General features: G+C 50.9%; 9 protein-coding genes. 7 read left to right on the forward strand and 2 right to left on the reverse strand.

The window, feature by feature from the left end:
- Nucleotides 1-10: 10 nt before the first annotated feature.
- Nucleotides 11-3,460 carry a hypothetical protein gene (locus PQQ36_RS06210; protein WP_015727420.1) on the forward strand — a complete coding sequence of 1,150 codons (3,450 nt, stop codon included), beginning with the start codon at nucleotides 11-13 and terminating at the stop codon, nucleotides 3,458-3,460.
- Between the two features lie 250 nt (nucleotides 3,461-3,710).
- Here the strand turns inward: PQQ36_RS06210 and PQQ36_RS06215 are convergent, their stop codons facing one another.
- Nucleotides 3,711-4,721 (reverse strand): LacI family DNA-binding transcriptional regulator, encoded by a 1,011-nt coding sequence (locus tag PQQ36_RS06215; protein ID WP_015727421.1) that lies wholly within the window; start codon nucleotides 4,719-4,721, stop codon nucleotides 3,711-3,713.
- 412 nt (nucleotides 4,722-5,133) lie between these two features.
- Here PQQ36_RS06215 and PQQ36_RS06220 point away from each other — a divergent pair, with 412 nt between their 5' ends.
- The 3 genes from PQQ36_RS06220 to PQQ36_RS06230 all read left to right on the forward strand — a co-directional run bounded on the left by PQQ36_RS06220 (nucleotide 5,134) and on the right by PQQ36_RS06230 (nucleotide 10,349).
- Nucleotides 5,134-6,981 (forward strand): hypothetical protein, encoded by a 1,848-nt coding sequence (locus PQQ36_RS06220; RefSeq protein ID WP_273660577.1) that lies wholly within the window; start codon nucleotides 5,134-5,136, stop codon nucleotides 6,979-6,981.
- A 104-nt stretch (nucleotides 6,982-7,085) separates the two neighbouring features.
- Entirely contained in the window at nucleotides 7,086-8,687 is a 1,602-nt protein-coding gene (locus PQQ36_RS06225; protein ID WP_015727423.1) for a glycoside hydrolase family 16 protein, read from the forward strand.
- Between the two features lie 378 nt (nucleotides 8,688-9,065).
- A complete protein-coding gene (locus PQQ36_RS06230; protein WP_011082187.1) occupies nucleotides 9,066-10,349 on the forward strand; it encodes a carbohydrate porin in 1,284 nt (427 codons plus the stop codon).
- Nucleotides 10,350-10,516: 167 nt separating this feature from the next.
- On the opposite strand, the gene PQQ36_RS06235 is transcribed toward PQQ36_RS06230, so the two are convergent.
- Complete coding sequence (locus tag PQQ36_RS06235) at nucleotides 10,517-11,386, reverse strand: helix-turn-helix domain-containing protein (RefSeq protein WP_015727425.1); 870 nt, start codon at nucleotides 11,384-11,386, stop codon at nucleotides 10,517-10,519.
- A gap of 134 nt (nucleotides 11,387-11,520) precedes the next feature.
- On the opposite strand from PQQ36_RS06235, the gene PQQ36_RS06240 reads away from it, so the two are divergent.
- From PQQ36_RS06240 to PQQ36_RS06250, 3 genes are all read left to right on the forward strand, one after another.
- On the forward strand, nucleotides 11,521-14,322 hold the full coding sequence (locus tag PQQ36_RS06240; protein ID WP_273660578.1) for a glycoside hydrolase family 3 protein: 2,802 nt from the start codon (nucleotides 11,521-11,523) through the stop codon (nucleotides 14,320-14,322).
- 153 nt (nucleotides 14,323-14,475) lie between these two features.
- Nucleotides 14,476-15,816 (forward strand): MATE family efflux transporter, encoded by a 1,341-nt coding sequence (locus PQQ36_RS06245; protein WP_047111516.1) that lies wholly within the window; start codon nucleotides 14,476-14,478, stop codon nucleotides 15,814-15,816.
- Between the two features lie 160 nt (nucleotides 15,817-15,976).
- Entirely contained in the window at nucleotides 15,977-16,474 is a 498-nt protein-coding gene (locus tag PQQ36_RS06250) for a permease (RefSeq protein ID WP_103193653.1), read from the forward strand.

Genomic DNA, 16,474 nt, shown 5'->3' on the forward strand with positions numbered 1-16,474 from the left:
GAATGAAATTATGAAGCTAGAACATCAAAAAAATCAGAACGTTGAAGGTTCGTTTGTCGATTTGCTCGGTGAGCGTTACTACAAAATTGCCCACGTTGACAAAATGGCCCCATTTTTCATTAGCGTGGTCTCGTCCAGCGACCATTGGCTGTTTATCTCATCAACAGGCAGTTTGTCGGCTGGCCGTATTCGTCCTGAAAATGCTCTTTTTCCCTACAAGTCTGTGGATCATATTCATGAAAGCGCGGAAAACACGGGCTCGAAAACCATTGTCCGCGTACAGCAAGATGGCCGTTGGGTACTGTGGGAACCGTTCAACCGTTTCCACGATGGCTTGTACCAAGTCGAGCGCAATCTCTACAAAAACAGCATTGGTGACAAAATCGTTTTTGAAGAGCTTAACTACACGTTAAAACTGAAATTCCAATACGCTTGGGCCAGCAGCGATGAGTTTGGCTTTGTTCGCCGCGCGCAAATCAGCGATCTCTCTGGTCAAGATCGTGAGCTGGATATTCTCGATGGTCTACAAAACCTGTTGCCATCGGGCGCACCATTGGCAGCGTTACAAACGCGCAGTGCCTTAGTGGATGCCTACAAGTGGAATGAACAAGTGGAAGGCACGTCACTGGCGCTTTACACCATGTACGCTAAGTTGAGTGACCGCGCAGAACCTGCCGAATCACTGTTGGCGACCACGGTGTTTAGCATTGATAACGACTACGGCCAAATTCTTCTCAGCAGCGAACAGCTCGGTGCGTTCCGCTGTGGTGAGCCGATTGTCAACGAGCCACTGACGCGTGGCGTGCGCGGCAGTTACTTGATCAACAAAACCATCAAGCTGCCAGCTGGGCAGAGCAAGCATTGGCTGATCGTCGCCGATATCGATAAAAACCATTGTGATGTGCGCGCTCTGGAGCAGCAACTTGCGACGCCAGCGAATGTGGAACAGCAGATCGAAGCGAGCATCGCGCAAAATCAGCAAGAGTTGGTTGCTCTGATGTCCGGCGGTGACGCATGGCAAGTGACCGCAGAAGAGACCACGTTTGTGCACCATTACGCCAACGTACTGTTCAACAGCATGCGTGGCGGCGTGATTGAAAACAACTACGTGCTCGACAAGCAAGACGTGCTGAAAACCATGCACAAAACCAATCAACAGGTGGTGGCGCGCCAGCAAACCTTCTTTGCCGACCTGCCTGAGAGTTTCACTCATGCAGAGTTGGTTCGTCTGGCAAAGCTCACTGGCGATGCGCAGTTGGTGCGTTTGAGCTACGAATACTTGCCACTGACGTTTGGCCGTCGTCATGGTGACCCAAGCCGTCCTTGGAACCACTACGAAATCAAACTCAAAGATGAAAAAGGTGAGCGTTTACTTTCTTACCAAGGCAACTGGCGAGATATTTTCCAAAACTGGGAAGCGTTGGCGTTGAGCTATCCGGGGTTCATCTCTTCATTCATGGCGAAGTTTGTTAACGCCTCAACCATGGATGGCTACAATCCGTATCGCATCACCAAAGAGGGCATCGATTGGGAACTGCTGGAAGCGGATGATCCGTGGAGCAACATCGGTTACTGGGGCGATCACCAGATCATCTATTTGCTGAAATTCCTCGAGTTGGCGAAGAAATATCAGCGTGAAGAGCTCGGCGAGTTGCTCACCAGCGATCTGTTTAGCTACGCCAATGTGCCTTACGAGTTGTGTGGCGTGGACAAGTTGTTCGCCAATCCAAAAGACACCGTGTCGTTTAACCACGAACTGCAACAGCGTATCGAAGAAAAAGTGGCGAAGCTGGGCAGTGATGGCCGTTTGATCCTCGAAGGGGAAGACAGCGTTTACATGGTGAACTTGTGCGAAAAAGTGCTGGTGCCTTTACTGTCGAAACTGAGCAATTTGGTGCTGGATGGGGGGATTTGGCTCAACACTCAGCGTCCGGAATGGAACGATGCCAACAATGCGATTGTCGGCAATGGTCTTTCGATGGTGACTTTGTACTACATGCGTCGTTATGTGGCTTTCTTGCAGGGATTGATGAGCGAACTGCCGTCATCGGTCTCGATGTCGAAAGAAGTGTTTGATTGGATGCTCTCCATCACCCGCATTCTGCAAGACGCGACCAAAGAGATCCGCCAAGGCACGGTGAATCGTCAAACACGCAAAGCAATGTTGACGCTGCTTGAAAAATCGGCCGATGAGTTCAGACAACGTGTCTACCGCATGAATGGTTTCTCAGGCAAAACTAAAGTGGAGAAAAGTGCACTCGAGAAACTGTTGGAAGCGAGCCTTGTGGTGCTTGATTCGAGCATCGAAAACAACTTGCGTGAAGATGGTTTGTACAATGCCTACAATATCCTGACTTACTCGGGTGAAAGCTTAAATATCGAAAATCTCTACCCAATGCTGGAAGGGCAAGTGGCGGTATTGAGTGCGGGCGTTCTGACACCGAAACAAGCCGTTGAGTTGTTAGACAAACTGTTTAGCAGCGAAATGTACCGTGACGATCAGCAAAGCTTCATGCTCTACCCGGATCGCGAATTGCCGGCGTTTGTCGCGCGTAACCGCATTGCGCCTGCGCAAGTGGAAACTCATCGCGTCATCAGTGACATGCTGGCCAAGGGCGATCAACGCATTGTGCAACGCGACATCCAGGGCGATTGCCATTTCCACGCTGCGTTTGAAAACGTCGATGGACTGCGCAAAGCGGTCGAGCAAGTGAAAATGGATTACCCTGAGTTCAGCAAAGAGCAGTGGGACGAACTCGATGCCCTTTATGAGCAGGTGTTTAACCACCGCGCCTTTACCGGCCGCTCTGGCACCATGTTTGGCTACGAAGGTTTGGGCTGTATCTACTGGCACATGGTCTCTAAACTGCTGCTGGCGGTGCAAGAGAACTACCAACACGCTTGGGAGCAAGATGCAAACAGCGAAGAAACCAAGCAGTTGGCGCACTACTACTACCGCGTTCGTCAGGGCATTGGCTTTAACAAAACGCCACAAAATTACGGCGCGTTCCCAACCGACCCATACTCGCATACGCCAAAGCACGCAGGTGCGCAGCAGCCTGGCATGACGGGCCAAGTGAAAGAAGAAGTGCTAACGCGTTTTGCCGAACTGGGTATTGAGGTTAACGCGCAGCGCATTGGTCTTCAGCCAACGCTATTGAGAAAGCAAGAGTTCCTCACTCAAGCAACCACCTTTAGCTGTTTGAGCGTCTCGGGTGAGAAACGCAGCTACGTGGTGGAAGCCGGTCAGTTAGCCTTCACTTACTGCCAAGTGCCGTTCATTTACCAGCTCAGCGAGCAGGATAAAGGGCACATTGAAGTGATGATGAGTGACGACAGCGTGCAGTTGTTTGAGCAACTTGAGCTTGATGAGCGCATCAGCCAAGCAATTTTCGCTCGCACTGGCGAGGTGGAAAAAGTGGTGGTGAGCTTGCCAGAATCGATGCTGTATCGCGGCTAATCACTAATCACTAATCGCTAATGGCTAATCGTTAAGCTTTAAGCGCTTAGCCAACTAGCCACTCAAACAGAAACCTGGCCTCGCGATAGAGGCCAGGTGAGAGAAATAAAGAACCCCACCTTTTGGTGGGGTTCTTTATTCCGTGTGTCAGTCACGAAAGTCAGCGCAGAAACCAGTGAGCAGAGCCAAGGCGCAGGGAAGCTCGCTACGGATTTCGCTGACGGCAAGAATTGCGAGAGTCGAGCTTGCGCTACTTGGCCGCCGCTTGATGTGGTTTCACCGAATCTCGCACCACAAGTTCTGGCGTTAGCTTGTGCTTTAATGGGTAACTCTGTTTATTCACCAAAGCCAAGACCCCTTTGGCAGCTTCGCAGCCCATTTCCATCACAGGGAAGTTCACCGTGGTTAAGCGTGGGCGAATGTGTTGGCTGTGGGTATCGTTATCAAAACCGACCACAGAGAGATCGTCGCCAATCGCCAATCCGCGTTCTGCGGCCACGTCATAAACTGCGAGGGCAATGTTGTCGTTTTGACAGAAAATGGCGGTGATTTGTGGATCGCGATCGAGCAGACGGCGCGCCGCTTCGTGGTTGCCTTGATGGTCAAAACGCCCTTCGACAATCAAATTGGCATCATAGGCAATACCAAACTCAGCCAGTGCATTGCGATAGCCTTGTAAGCGATCGCGGCTGTCGCCTTTGCTTAGCTGGCCAGTAATGCACGCCACTTTGCTGTGGCCATGTTCCAAAAGGTGCTTGGTCGCCAAATACCCACCGAGCTCGTTATCGATGAAAATACAGTGATCGGCAATTTCAGGAATGTAGCGGTTCAACACAATCGTGGCGTTTTGACGCTCAACCACTTCAATCAGTTCATCATCAGAGAGCTTATCGGAATGCACAATCAAACCGTCCACCTGCTTTGAGCGCAGGAAGTTGATCGAATCTTGCTCTTTGGTGTGAGACTCCTGACCACTGGTGACGATCAAGTGAATGTTGTTTTGTCTTACCGTGTCTTCGGCATGGTGCATCAGTGGGCCATAAAACGGGCCGTCTAGCGAGCCGACCAACATGCCAATGCTGTTAGAACGGCTAGATGCCAGCGCCTGAGCAAAGGCGTTTGGTTTGTAGCCTAGCTTTTCAATCGCTTCGAAGACTTTTTTGCGATTGGCTTCTTTGACCGTTGGATGGTTATTGAGTGCTCTTGAAACCGTTGATTGAGAGACATTCGCCAGCTCGGATACTTCTTTAATGGTGATCAATGGAACTCCCCTTATATTGCCTTTTGAGTTCAAGCGGACAGTGTACCTGCGCGATGTTCTCTCGCCTAGAATTCTGGTGGCGAAGATAGCAAAATTCTGAACTGCATAACGCCCTGCGAGAACGGATGTTCACGCTTTGAGCAATTTAACCGTGTTGCAGGGGATTATAATGTGATCTACGCACAAAGAAAGCGCTTGCTTGTTGGTGGCGCTCACGTTTTTCATCCTTATTTGTTTCTAGAATGGTTTTATCGACGGAGAACATTGTGAACTATGGGTTTGTCAATGTTATTTCTGTCGCTTAGCGAGAGCGCTCTGTCTTCTTGGTTCGTTTTCTCGCTCTTTTTTTAAAACAAAAAGAAAGCGCTTTCTTTTTGTTTTTGTTCCAATCCATAACGTAAGGACACAAAGAATGAATCTGATGAAAAACATCATCAAGTCCGCGTTACTGCTCGGTTTTTCTAGCTTGTTGGTCGCGTGCGGAAGTGACAGCAAAACAGAAGCAGACAGTAATACCGGAACGCCAAATGAAGTCGTGCTTGCGCCTCAGCCAGCGCCAGAGGGCAACTACCCAACTGCGCGCAATGGCGAGCCGTTGCTGGGTAATGCCAATTATCCCGCCATTTCTTATGGCGCATTTCGCACCACCGAGCGTACCGAAGCCAATGTGCCTTCGGTCGCTGAACTGAAAGAAGATCTTCGCTTAATGGAAGCGATGGGCATCAAAGTGCTGCGCACCTACAACACCCAAGGGTTCAGCGATACGGCGAATCTGTTGATCGCCATTGATGAACTGATGGCGGAAGATGAAAACTTTGAAATGTACGTGATGCTGGGCATTTGGATTGATGCGCTGAACTCATGGACAAGCAACCCAATCGACCCGACACAAAACAACCCAGCTAACTATGCCGAAGTGGCGAAAGCGATTGAGATGGTCAATGCCTACCCTGAGATCATCAAAGTGCTGGCGGTGGGGAATGAGGCGATGGTGCATTGGGCGCCTTACCACGTGACGCCAACCATCATTCTTGAGCATGTCAACACGCTGCGCGAGAAACGCGATAACGGTGATATCCCTGCGAACGTTTGGATCACCAGTTCTGACAATTTCGCTTCTTGGGCTGGGCAAGGTGACTACAACCATCCGGATCTCGCTAAGTTGGTGGAAGCGGTTGACTACATTTCACTCCACTCTTACCCGTTCCACGACACTCACTATGCGAATGCGTTTTGGTTGGTGCCAGAAGAAGAGCAAAGCCTGACCACGATTGAAAAAGTCGATGCGGCGATGCTGCGTGCCAAGCAACATCTGCTTTCTCAGGTGAAACTGGTACAAGACTACCTGGCGGGCCTTGGCGTGAACAAGCAGATCCACATCGGTGAAACCGGCTGGGCGTCAGAAACCGACGTTATGTATGGCGATGAAGGCTCGAAAGCGGCGGACGAATACAAGCAAAAAGCGTTTTTCGATTTGATGCGTGCTTGGTCGCAAGAGTTTGGCGCGTCACTGTTCTTCTTCCAAGCCTTTGATGAGCCATGGAAAGGCGCGGCGGATAACCCGGGGGATTCTGAGAAACACTTTGGCCTGATTGACATCAACGGCAATGCCAAATACGTGATTTGGGATCTGGTTGACGCAGGCGCGTTCGACGGTATCACTCGCGCGGGCTTGAACATTGTGAAAAGCCACGGTGGTGTGGAACAAAACGTATTGGACAGCGTGCTTGCGCCCAATGCCAAACCCGTGGTTGATCAACCGTCTGACGCCGATCAATTCATTGTGCTCGACAGCGCCTTGCTGACTGGCGGCGAAGCGATTGCATGGGAAGGTACGGCGTACCTCGCCGCAGAGGCCGGAGTGCTGACGCTTACCACGCCACCAACGGCGGGTACCGCAAAAGATTGGGGCTGGGGAGCTGGCGTTGTGCTGGCGGGTCAAGCCGGTGCGAACCTGACGGGCTTTGAAAATGGCAGCCTATCGTTTGAGATCAAAGGCACCACAGGTTCTGTGCTCAACATCGGTTTTCAAACGGGTTTATGGGGTAACAACGATCGCCCGCAAACCAATAACTTTGTGGTGTTTGGTCCAACAGGCCGTGCCATTAGTACCGAGTGGACGGCTTACACCATCCCAATGAGCGAGCTGATCAAAGGCAACCCCGATTTTAGCGACGTTACTTCGCTGATCTACTTCAGCGGCACTGCCGACATTGATGGCGGCGTTGTGGAAGTGCGCAATGTGGTCTTCAACAAATAATCGTTGATCCGCAACGAAGGGCTATGCCAGTGGCATAGCCTGTTTGCCGTTCAGCGGATCCAACACCGACAATGCAGTCACGGGGCATCCCGTGCGGAGGAATCATGACATCGAACAATCGTAATCGAATTAACCAGCTTGCTTTGGCCGTTTCTCTTGGCCTTTTGGCGGGCTGCAGCCAAACTGGCGACAGCGCATCCGCAACCGATCTTGTCCAAACCAAAAAGCCTGTGATGCTACAGGATCAACCTACGCAGCCAAGCGATCAGTGGCAATTGGTGTGGGTCGATGAGTTTGACGGCGACAAAATCAACAAGCGCAACTGGAGTTTAGAAGAGAACTGCTGGGGCGGCGGCAACAACGAGCAGCAGTGCTACACCAAACGTGCGCGTAATGCTTTTGTGCAAGATGGCTATTTGCATATCGTCGCGCACAAAGAGAGCTACAACGGCCCAGACAATCCAGAGGGCAAAGTCGGCGCTGGTGCCAACAAAACCTTGCCATTTACCTCCGCGCGTTTGCGCACCAAAGGCAAACGCGACCACAAATATGGCCGTTTTGAAATTCGCGCCAAACTGCCATCAGGGCAGGGAACGTGGCCAGCGATTTGGATGCTGCCGACCGACAACAAATACGGCACTTGGGCGGCCTCTGGTGAAATCGACATCATGGAAGCGGTTAACCTGAAAGCGCAATCCGATGCGCCAGGAGCACAAGCGGGTGATGGTGAAAATCGCATTTACGGCAGCCTGCATTATGGCAAAGCATGGCCAGATAATGTCTACAGTGGGCAAGGCGCGTCACTGCCGAACAACATCAACCCTGCTGATGACTTCCACACCTACGCGATTGAGTGGGAAGAAGGGGAAATTCGTTGGTACGTCGACAACATTCACTACGCGACACAAACGCAAGATGAGTGGTACAGCCAATACAAAGTCGATGGTGCTCTGGTCAACGCCAAAGGCGCAGCGCCGTTTGATGAACGTTTCCATTTGCTGCTCAACCTTGCCGTGGGCGGCTCTTGGTCGGCCAATGCCAACCAAAAAGGGATAGATAAATCGGACTTCCCGAAAACCATGCTGGTGGATTACGTGAAAGTATATCGCTGCTCGGCGGATCGCTGGAAAGGCAAAGGCTGTGCGACCATCGGTGAACAAGCGGTGAAGGTCAAAGGACATCAAGCCCCAGCAATTTTGGCGCAGGATGACCGCTACGCCGATGGGCCAAACCTAGATATTTTTTCCGAAAGCCTCAACAGCAACTTGGCGTACGGCAGTTACGATCCAATGGATATCGTTTCGCACCAAGAAGTGGCCGATGGTGATCACGGCCAAGTGCTGAAAATCACCAAGCAAAATGGCGCGGGTAACCTCTATTTCCGGTCACCCACGACTGACGTGAGCCATTGGTTAGAGAGTGGCGAGCTGATCTTTGATATCAAAGTGGAGTCGATGACCGACGGCAGTGAGTTGATGGTGAAGATCGACAGTGGCTGGCCAAAAACCAGTGACATGACGGTGGCACTACCTCCGATTGATCAGTGGGGGGAAGTGCGCATCAAACTGGCGGATCTCTTAGCGCAGTCCAACCGCTTTGTTGCAGGTAATCAAGCCGATCCTAAAATGATCAACAACTTACTGGTGTTTGAACCGACTGCCGCGATGACATTCAGTTTGGATAATATTCGTTTCGAAAAACGCTAACTGACACAGAATGGCCCAAGCTCGTGGTGAAAATCACGGGCTTTTTGTTTTTTAGGGCATTTTTAAGGCACTTTTCGTTTTTTAAGGCACAAAACGGCTTAAAAGTGTTTCTTTCATTCATTGATAAGCTAAATATCAATTTGTGATGAATGTCCGAGAAAGCGCTTTCTTTGATGAGGCTGATCACGGTTTTATCTTAGAAGATCCTTTTATACTTCTCTTGCACTGAACAAGGCGGTTGAGGCTCTTAATTTATTAGCTTCATTGCATAGTTGAACGTGAATTCTTGGTTTGCGTTCGTCATCGATGTTCAGTTTTTTTATAAAGAATAAAGAAAGCGCTTTCTTTTAAGGGCTAATGATGGAACATGGAGTTAATATGAAACTTTCTAAGCTTACCCTCGCTTGTCTAGTTGCGACTGCGGGCCTATCCGCTGCACCTGTTGTTCATGCTGAAAAATCAGATGGTTTTGAGTTCCACGGTTACTTCCGTGCGGGCGCACTGTACAGCAAGAATGACGATTTCAAACGTTCAAAATTCCCAGCATCTAAAGAGCGTCTAGGCCGCTTGGGTATTGAATCGGACAACCATTTTGAGCTTGCGCTACAGAAAAACTTTGAAAACGATGACGGCCAAAAAATTCGCATCAAAACGCGTGTAGGTGCCGATAACGCACAGTCAGCTGGCAACAACCAACTTGGCACCAACGCAGATGCGGCGAACAGCAGCATCGGTATGGTAGAAACCTTCGTTGAGTTTGATGGCGTGACTGAAACTGGCACGCTATGGGGCGGTACGCGCTTCTATGGCAAAGACAACTACATCTTCATGACCGACTTCTTCTACACCGACATGTCGGGTACCGGTGTGGGTATCGAAGGCGTTCAACTGGGTGATTACAAGTGGGATTTCGCGTATGTTGCCAGTGATAACGCAGAAGATTCATTCTGGGCAACCAACTCGAACAACCCAATGCACGCGGTGCACGTAGGCGTTGATTTTGATGGTGTAGAACTGCACGCCATGGGTAAATATCTACCAGACAACTTTGTCGATGGTACAGAATACGCCAGCAATGGTGTCGAGATGACCGCGATTGTTCATTCAGACAAAGTGTTTGGTCTATCAGACAAAGGCTTTACCAAGTACATCGCTCAGGCAGGTAAAGGTCTTGGTTCTGGTCAGCTACTTGGCGGTACGCTCACCACTTACAACGCATGGAAACCGGGCAATGGCGCGTTGGAAGGCCCTTCCAAAATGAAGAAAGTGGAAAGCGGTGATGTCTCTGCGCGTGCATTGGTATGGGGTGGCTACTTCTTTGAAAACGGCGTGAGCATCTTCCACTCTATCCAAGGTCAATACAACGATCTCGATAACGGCGGCAAAGACAGCTGGGCATCGGCGATGATTCGTCCATCATTCCCAGTGGCGCAAAACTTCTTCATCGCGACAGAAGCGGGCTTCCAGTACAACAAATGGGAAGACGCAAACGGCGTGGGTGACGATGCCACTAACTACAAACTGACGGTTGCACCAACCATCATCGTTCCAACGGGTTTTGGCCCAGCACCTGAAATCCGTTTCCTTGCCACATACCTAGACGGATCAATGCGTGACAAAGCGGACATCCTTGTGGGTATCCAAGCAGACATGTGGTGGTAAGCCACCTGTAGGGTAATGGGAGAGGTTACCCAGTAGGGAGTGGCACTTTAGGGGACCGCCACTCCCAGTTTGGCAACAGGCAAGTCGAGCAATACGGGGGAACTTGTTTTTGTTGCATGAATGCATGCCACTGCCATTCATTACGCCGCTGACAACAGCGGCTTTTTTCATTTCGGCTGCCGAGCGTATTGGCGAGGGCTTAGGCCAAACTTCTGCTTAAAGCACTTGGAAAAATAGTTGCTATCACTAAATCCACACTGCTCTGCTACGTGTTGAATCGACATACCAGCTTCGTTATTCAAGAGATCGCGCCCGTAATTGAGCTGCATTTCACGCAAATACAAGTTGGGAGAGGTGTTGAGAAACTGCTTAAACAGCCGCTCCAATTGGCGTTGGCTGACAAACGCTGCTTGAGCGACATCCCCACTGTGGATCTCGCCGTCGGCAAAATGCTGCTCAATAAAAATCAGTGCGCGGCTGAGCGCCAGCGTGGTGTTGGGCAGATCGTGCGTTTGCTGCTGATACATGCGCGCAAGGGTGATGACTAATTGCTGCATCAAACTGGTGAGCATGGTTTCAAAGCCGCTTTCCCCTTGTTGGTATTCGTGGCGAATCGCTTCAATCAACTGCGTGATCAATGGTTGTTGCTCGTCATTGAGGGTGAGCTTGGCGCGGTATTCGCCGGTTTGGCGGGCAATTGGCTCAACCTTAAACATCGCCTGATAACCAGAGAGTTTTCTCAATGAGGGCGTTTCGAAAAACGACGTACCCGCTTCAAACATCAAATTGATGATTTCCAGCCGATCGACATCCTGAAAGGCGTGCTCAATATCGCCGTTGATCACAAACACATCCCCAGCAGTGAGTGGATAGACATGAGAAGCAACAAGGTGGTTGCCTTTGCCACTCACCACCAAAAACAGCTCTGAAAAATCGTGTTTATGCAGGCCAAAATCGCTGTGGTGGTGGCCATCAACGTAAGCAAATTTGAAGTGGGGATAGCGAAGATGATGTTGCAACTGATAGGTGATGCTCATGTCGCTATTTTCCTTTTATTGGTCGGTATATTGGTAGAATTGCGCACTTGGCAAGCTTACACTGAAGCTCAATCAATGAGAATGCCGCAGGCAAAAATAAGGCCAAGATAAGGCAAGAAGAAGGCGATAAAGCGATGAGAAATCCAGCGATAGAAAAAGCGCAGCAAGCACTGGTGTCAGTGAGCCGACAAGCCGCGGCAGAAGGCATCGTGCTGCTGAAAAATGATGACCAAGCCCTGCCGATTGAGCCATCGCAGGTGCTCTCTTTGTTTGGCCGTTGCCAGATGGATACTTATCGCAGCGGCACGGGCTCTGGTGGCGCGGTGAACGTGCCTTATGCAGTGAATGCAATGCAAGGTCTGCAAGCCAACCCCGCGATTCAACTCAATACTTCGTTAGTCTCCCTGTATCAAGATTGGCTAGCCCACCATCCGTTTGATGATGGCAGCGGTGGCTGGGCGGCAGAGCCATGGTTTCAACATGAAATGCCACTGACCGATGAGGTGGTGGCGCAGGCTGCGTCGCAGTCAGACAAAGCGCTGGTGTTTATTGGCCGCACCGCCGGTGAAGACAAAGATTACGCCGATGAAGCAGGCAGCTACCGCTTAACGGAATTGGAAACGGACATGCTAACGAAAGTGTGCCGCCATTTCTCCTGTGTGATCGTGGTGATGAACGTCACCAACATTATCGATATGTCGTGGTTAACTCGCCTTGAAAACCATCAAGCGATCAAAGCGGTGCTCTACAGTTGGGCGGCAGGGATGGAAGGCGGTCATGCGTTGGCCGATGTGCTGTCTGGGGCTGTCTCACCCAGTGGCCGTTTGACCGATACCATCGCCCATCGTTTGCAAGATTACCCCTCTTCCGCCCATTTTGGCCGCAAAGATTTCAATCTCTATGCGGAAGATATTTACGTTGGCTATCGCTACTTTGAAACCTTTGCCCCAGAAGCGGTGCAGTTTGAATTTGGTGCGGGCTTATCCTATAGCCAATTTGAGCGCCGTTTGGTGCAGTGCTCGAGTGACGTGGTTGATGCTGGCGGCGATCTCGCCAACGCCAAGTCGCTGTCTTTTGAGATTGAAGTGCGCAACATCGGCCAGCAATTTAGCAGCAAAGAAGTGGTGCAGCTGTATGTTGAAGCGCCACAAGGCCAACTTGGCAAACCGGCCAGAGCGCTGTGTGGATTTGCAAAAACTAGCGAGCTAGCGCCAAACGGCAGCGAAGTGGTGCGCATCAGTGTGCCGGTGGCTTTGCTGGCGTCGTTTGATGATAGCGGTGCGAGTGGTTACCCAAACAGTTATGTGCTTGAAGCAGGGCAGTACCATTTCTACCTTGGCGGCAGCGTGCGCCAAGCGCAGAAAATCGACGCGACATGGTGGGTTGAGCACACCACCTCACTGGAAACACTCAGTGAAGCCTGCGCGCCAACCCGTGAGTTTGAGCGTCTTGTGCCTGCCGAGCGCCACGCCAATGGCGTCTATCAACCCCGCTATCAGCCTGTGCCACAGCGTACGGTGGATCTGGCGCAGCGAATCGAAGCGAATTTGCCGCCAACCTATGCGTTCACAGGCGATCAAGGCATTAAGCTAGCCGATGTCGCCCAAGGTCGCGCCAGCCTAGAAGCGTTTGTTGCCCAACTCACCGCCGAACAACTGGCCATTCTCGTGCGTGGTGAAGGCATGTGCAGCCCAAAAGTGACACCGGGCACTGCCGCGGCGTTTGGTGGGGTATGCACTTCACTGTTTGAGTTTGGCATTCCGGTGGCCGCAGCGGCCGATGGCCCATCGGGCATTCGTATGGACAGCGGCCATCAAGCGACCCAAGTGCCAATTGGCACACTGCTCGCCTGCACATGGAACACCGAGCTCAATCAACAGTTGTATTATTTGGTGGGCCAAGAGTTGCAAGCTTACCAAATCGACACCTTGCTCGGTCCGGGTATCAACATTCATCGCCATCCACTCAATGGCCGTAATTTCGAATATTTCTCGGAAGATCCACTGTTAACCGGTTGGATTGCGGCTGCGCAAACCACAGGCTTAAAACAAGCGGGTGTTTCCGGCACCATCAAACACTTTGCGGCCAACGATCAAGAAACCGCACGCGTGGATGTGGATAGCGTCATGTCACAGCGAGCGCTGCGTGAAATCCACATCAAGCCGTTTGAAATGGCGGTGAAGTATGGTCAGGCATCGACCATCATGACCGCTTACAATCCGGTCAACGGCCATTGGGCGGCGTCCAACTACGATCTCAACACCACCATTTTGCGCGGTGAATGGGGTTATACCGGCATTGTGATGACCGACTGGTGGGCGAAAATGAATCATCCCGTGGATGGGGGTGAAGAGAGTAAGCGCTTTACTGGCTATATGCTGCGAGCGCAAAACGATCTCTACATGGTGGTGGAAAACGACGCCGCTGAGCGCAATCCCATGGACGACGACACCTTGAACGCGTTAACGCATGGCGAGTTAACGTTAGGCGAGTTGCAGCGCAGCGCGATGAACATCTGTCGCTTTATTTTGCAAGCGCCAGTGATGCAAAGGCCGCTGCAGGCGTATCAGGCGGTGAAACCTTTTGCGCCGCTAGCGGACGCATTGCCCGATGCCGCACCGCTGTTGCCTGTGACGCAGCGCATGGTGGTGAACAGCCAAAACCATTGCGAACTCTGGGTGGAAGTCGCGCAAGCGGGGCATTATCTCTGTTTTGCCGAAATGGCCTATGATCGCGAACCATTGGCGCAATCCTCTTGCAGTCTGAGCATCAATGGTGAATTTGCCATGTCGCTGCCCACCAATGGCACCGAGGGAAAAACCATTGAAATCGAGGGCATCGCCATCCATTTACAAGCGGGGATTTATCGAATCGACACCCAATTTGTGAAGAAAGGAGCCGAGCTGAAAACCTTGCGTTTTGAGTGGCAAGCGTAACGCGACTTAACCATAAAATTTGTGTGTCTTTGTGCGCAGTTCCTATACAATAAGGCACACATTTCAAATCATCATTTTTGACTGCTCCGCATCCGTTTTGTGGAGCAGTTTTTGTTTTACTGACAGTGTATTTTCAACCTTAAGGTCAACAACATGGCTAAAACCCAAAATATCAACCAACGCATGTCTATCGTGACGCTCGCGTGGCCGATATTAGTGGAAATTTTGCTACGGACAGCGCTCGGCACCAGCGACGTATTCATGCTTTCTGGCTATTCAGACAAAGCGGTGTCGGCGGTGGGGGTGATCACCCAACTGACGTTCTTCCTCATCATTGTCTCTACCTTTGTCAGTAGCGGCACTGGGATTCTCATTGCTCAATACAACGGAGCTGGGCGCGATCAAGATTCCACTCACGTTGGGGTGGCGAGTATTGCGCTTTCCAGCGTCATTGGCGTGATGCTCAGTGTGTTGGCGGTGCTCGGTGCGATGCATTTGCTCCCTTACTATGGCTTGGAAGCTCAGGTGGAACAATACGCGCAAGAATACCTGCTCATCAGCGGGGCGATGACCTTTAACGTCACCATTGGTATTGTCTTTACCACTATTTTGCGCAGCCACGGTTATTCGCGCTCACCCATGACAGTTAACCTCATCAGTGGCGTACTCAACATCATCGGTAACTACATTGCGCTCTATCAGCCGTTTGGTTTGCCCGTATATGGCGTGCAAGGAGTGGCGATTGCGACGGTAGCCAGCCAGGTGATCGGCACAACGATTCTGGGCGTGCTGCTGTGGCGCAGTTCCATCGCCTTGCCAATGCGTTCACTTGTGCAAGTGCCTAAAGCGGTCTACAAGAAAATTCTCAAAATCGGCGGCATGAACGCAGGGGAAGTGCTTTCGTACAATATGGCGCAAATCACCATCGTCTATTTTGTGGTGCAGATGGGCACCTCGTCTCTTGCGGCGTTTACCTATGCGCAGAACATCGCGCGTTTCTCTTTTGCGTTTGCTTTAGCCATTGGCCAAGCAACGCAAATTCAAACCGGTTACTACATTGGCAAAGGCTGGATAGAGAGCATCACCAAACGGGTGCAACTCTACTTCTTGGTTGGCTTTGCCTCTTCGGTCACGGTGGCGAGCACCATCTACTTTATGCGCGATGCGATCTTAACTCTGTTTACTCAGCAGCCGGAGATCCTCTTGTTGGCGGGTTCCCTCGTGATGGGCTCCATTGTGTTGGAAGCGGGGCGCGTGTTTAACCTGATTTTCATCTCGGCGCTGAAAGGGGCGGGGGACATCAAATTCCCAGTGCAAATGGGCATTTTGAGTATGTGGGGCTTAGGCGTGGTGTTTTCATATCTGCTTGGTATTCACTGGGGCTATGGCGTATTCGGTGCATGGATGGCGATTGCCCTCGACGAGTGGTTCCGTGGCCTCATCATGGCAAGGCGTTGGCGCTCGCAAGTTTGGACGCGTTATAAACTCAGCTAACGCATCGTGTTTTGTACCAAAAAATTAACGGGCGCTATAATAGTGTCCGTTATTCTATACAAAGCTGGAATATGAGATTTCAAGGCTGGCGTATGCATTCAGTAGAGTGATGGGATTATACTCCCCGCCCTTATTCTTCACACTCGCTAGGTGGTAGATAATGAATATCCAAGTAAAAGATTCATTAATCGCAGGACTGATAAACGGTGCCCTTAACGGCTATATCGCAAGTCACCACTTCAAAGGAATGAGTTCGGTCCCAATGTCGATGGAGATGATCTCCAATTCGCAAGTGACCGTTTGGGGACAAGCGATTTCCTTAACCTTTGGTTTGGGGATCATTTTGTCTTTGATCACCTCAAAGCTGTTTCTTCGTCAGCTCAAAACCAGTCACCCTCAACACAGCCATGAACTGCAACGTTCATTTTGGAAAGATCTCCTGCCCATCGCATTAATGCAGGCTGGGGCTTTGTTTGGTTGGTTCGTCGCCTTAGCGGTGATCTGGACCAAATACGCCGGTGAAGTGCTGGTTTCGCCAAATACCGCCGTGATTCTCATCGGAGTATTTGCGTTCGTCATTACCTTGTTTGTTGAGGTGAGAACGAAAAAGAGCATTATCTATAAGAAAGTCAATCTACTTGAGCAGAACACGATTTAA

This window comes from Vibrio sp. CCUG 15886 (assembly GCF_028570825.1).
GTDB classification, from domain to species: Bacteria; Pseudomonadota; Gammaproteobacteria; order Enterobacterales; family Vibrionaceae; genus Vibrio; species Vibrio vulnificus_B.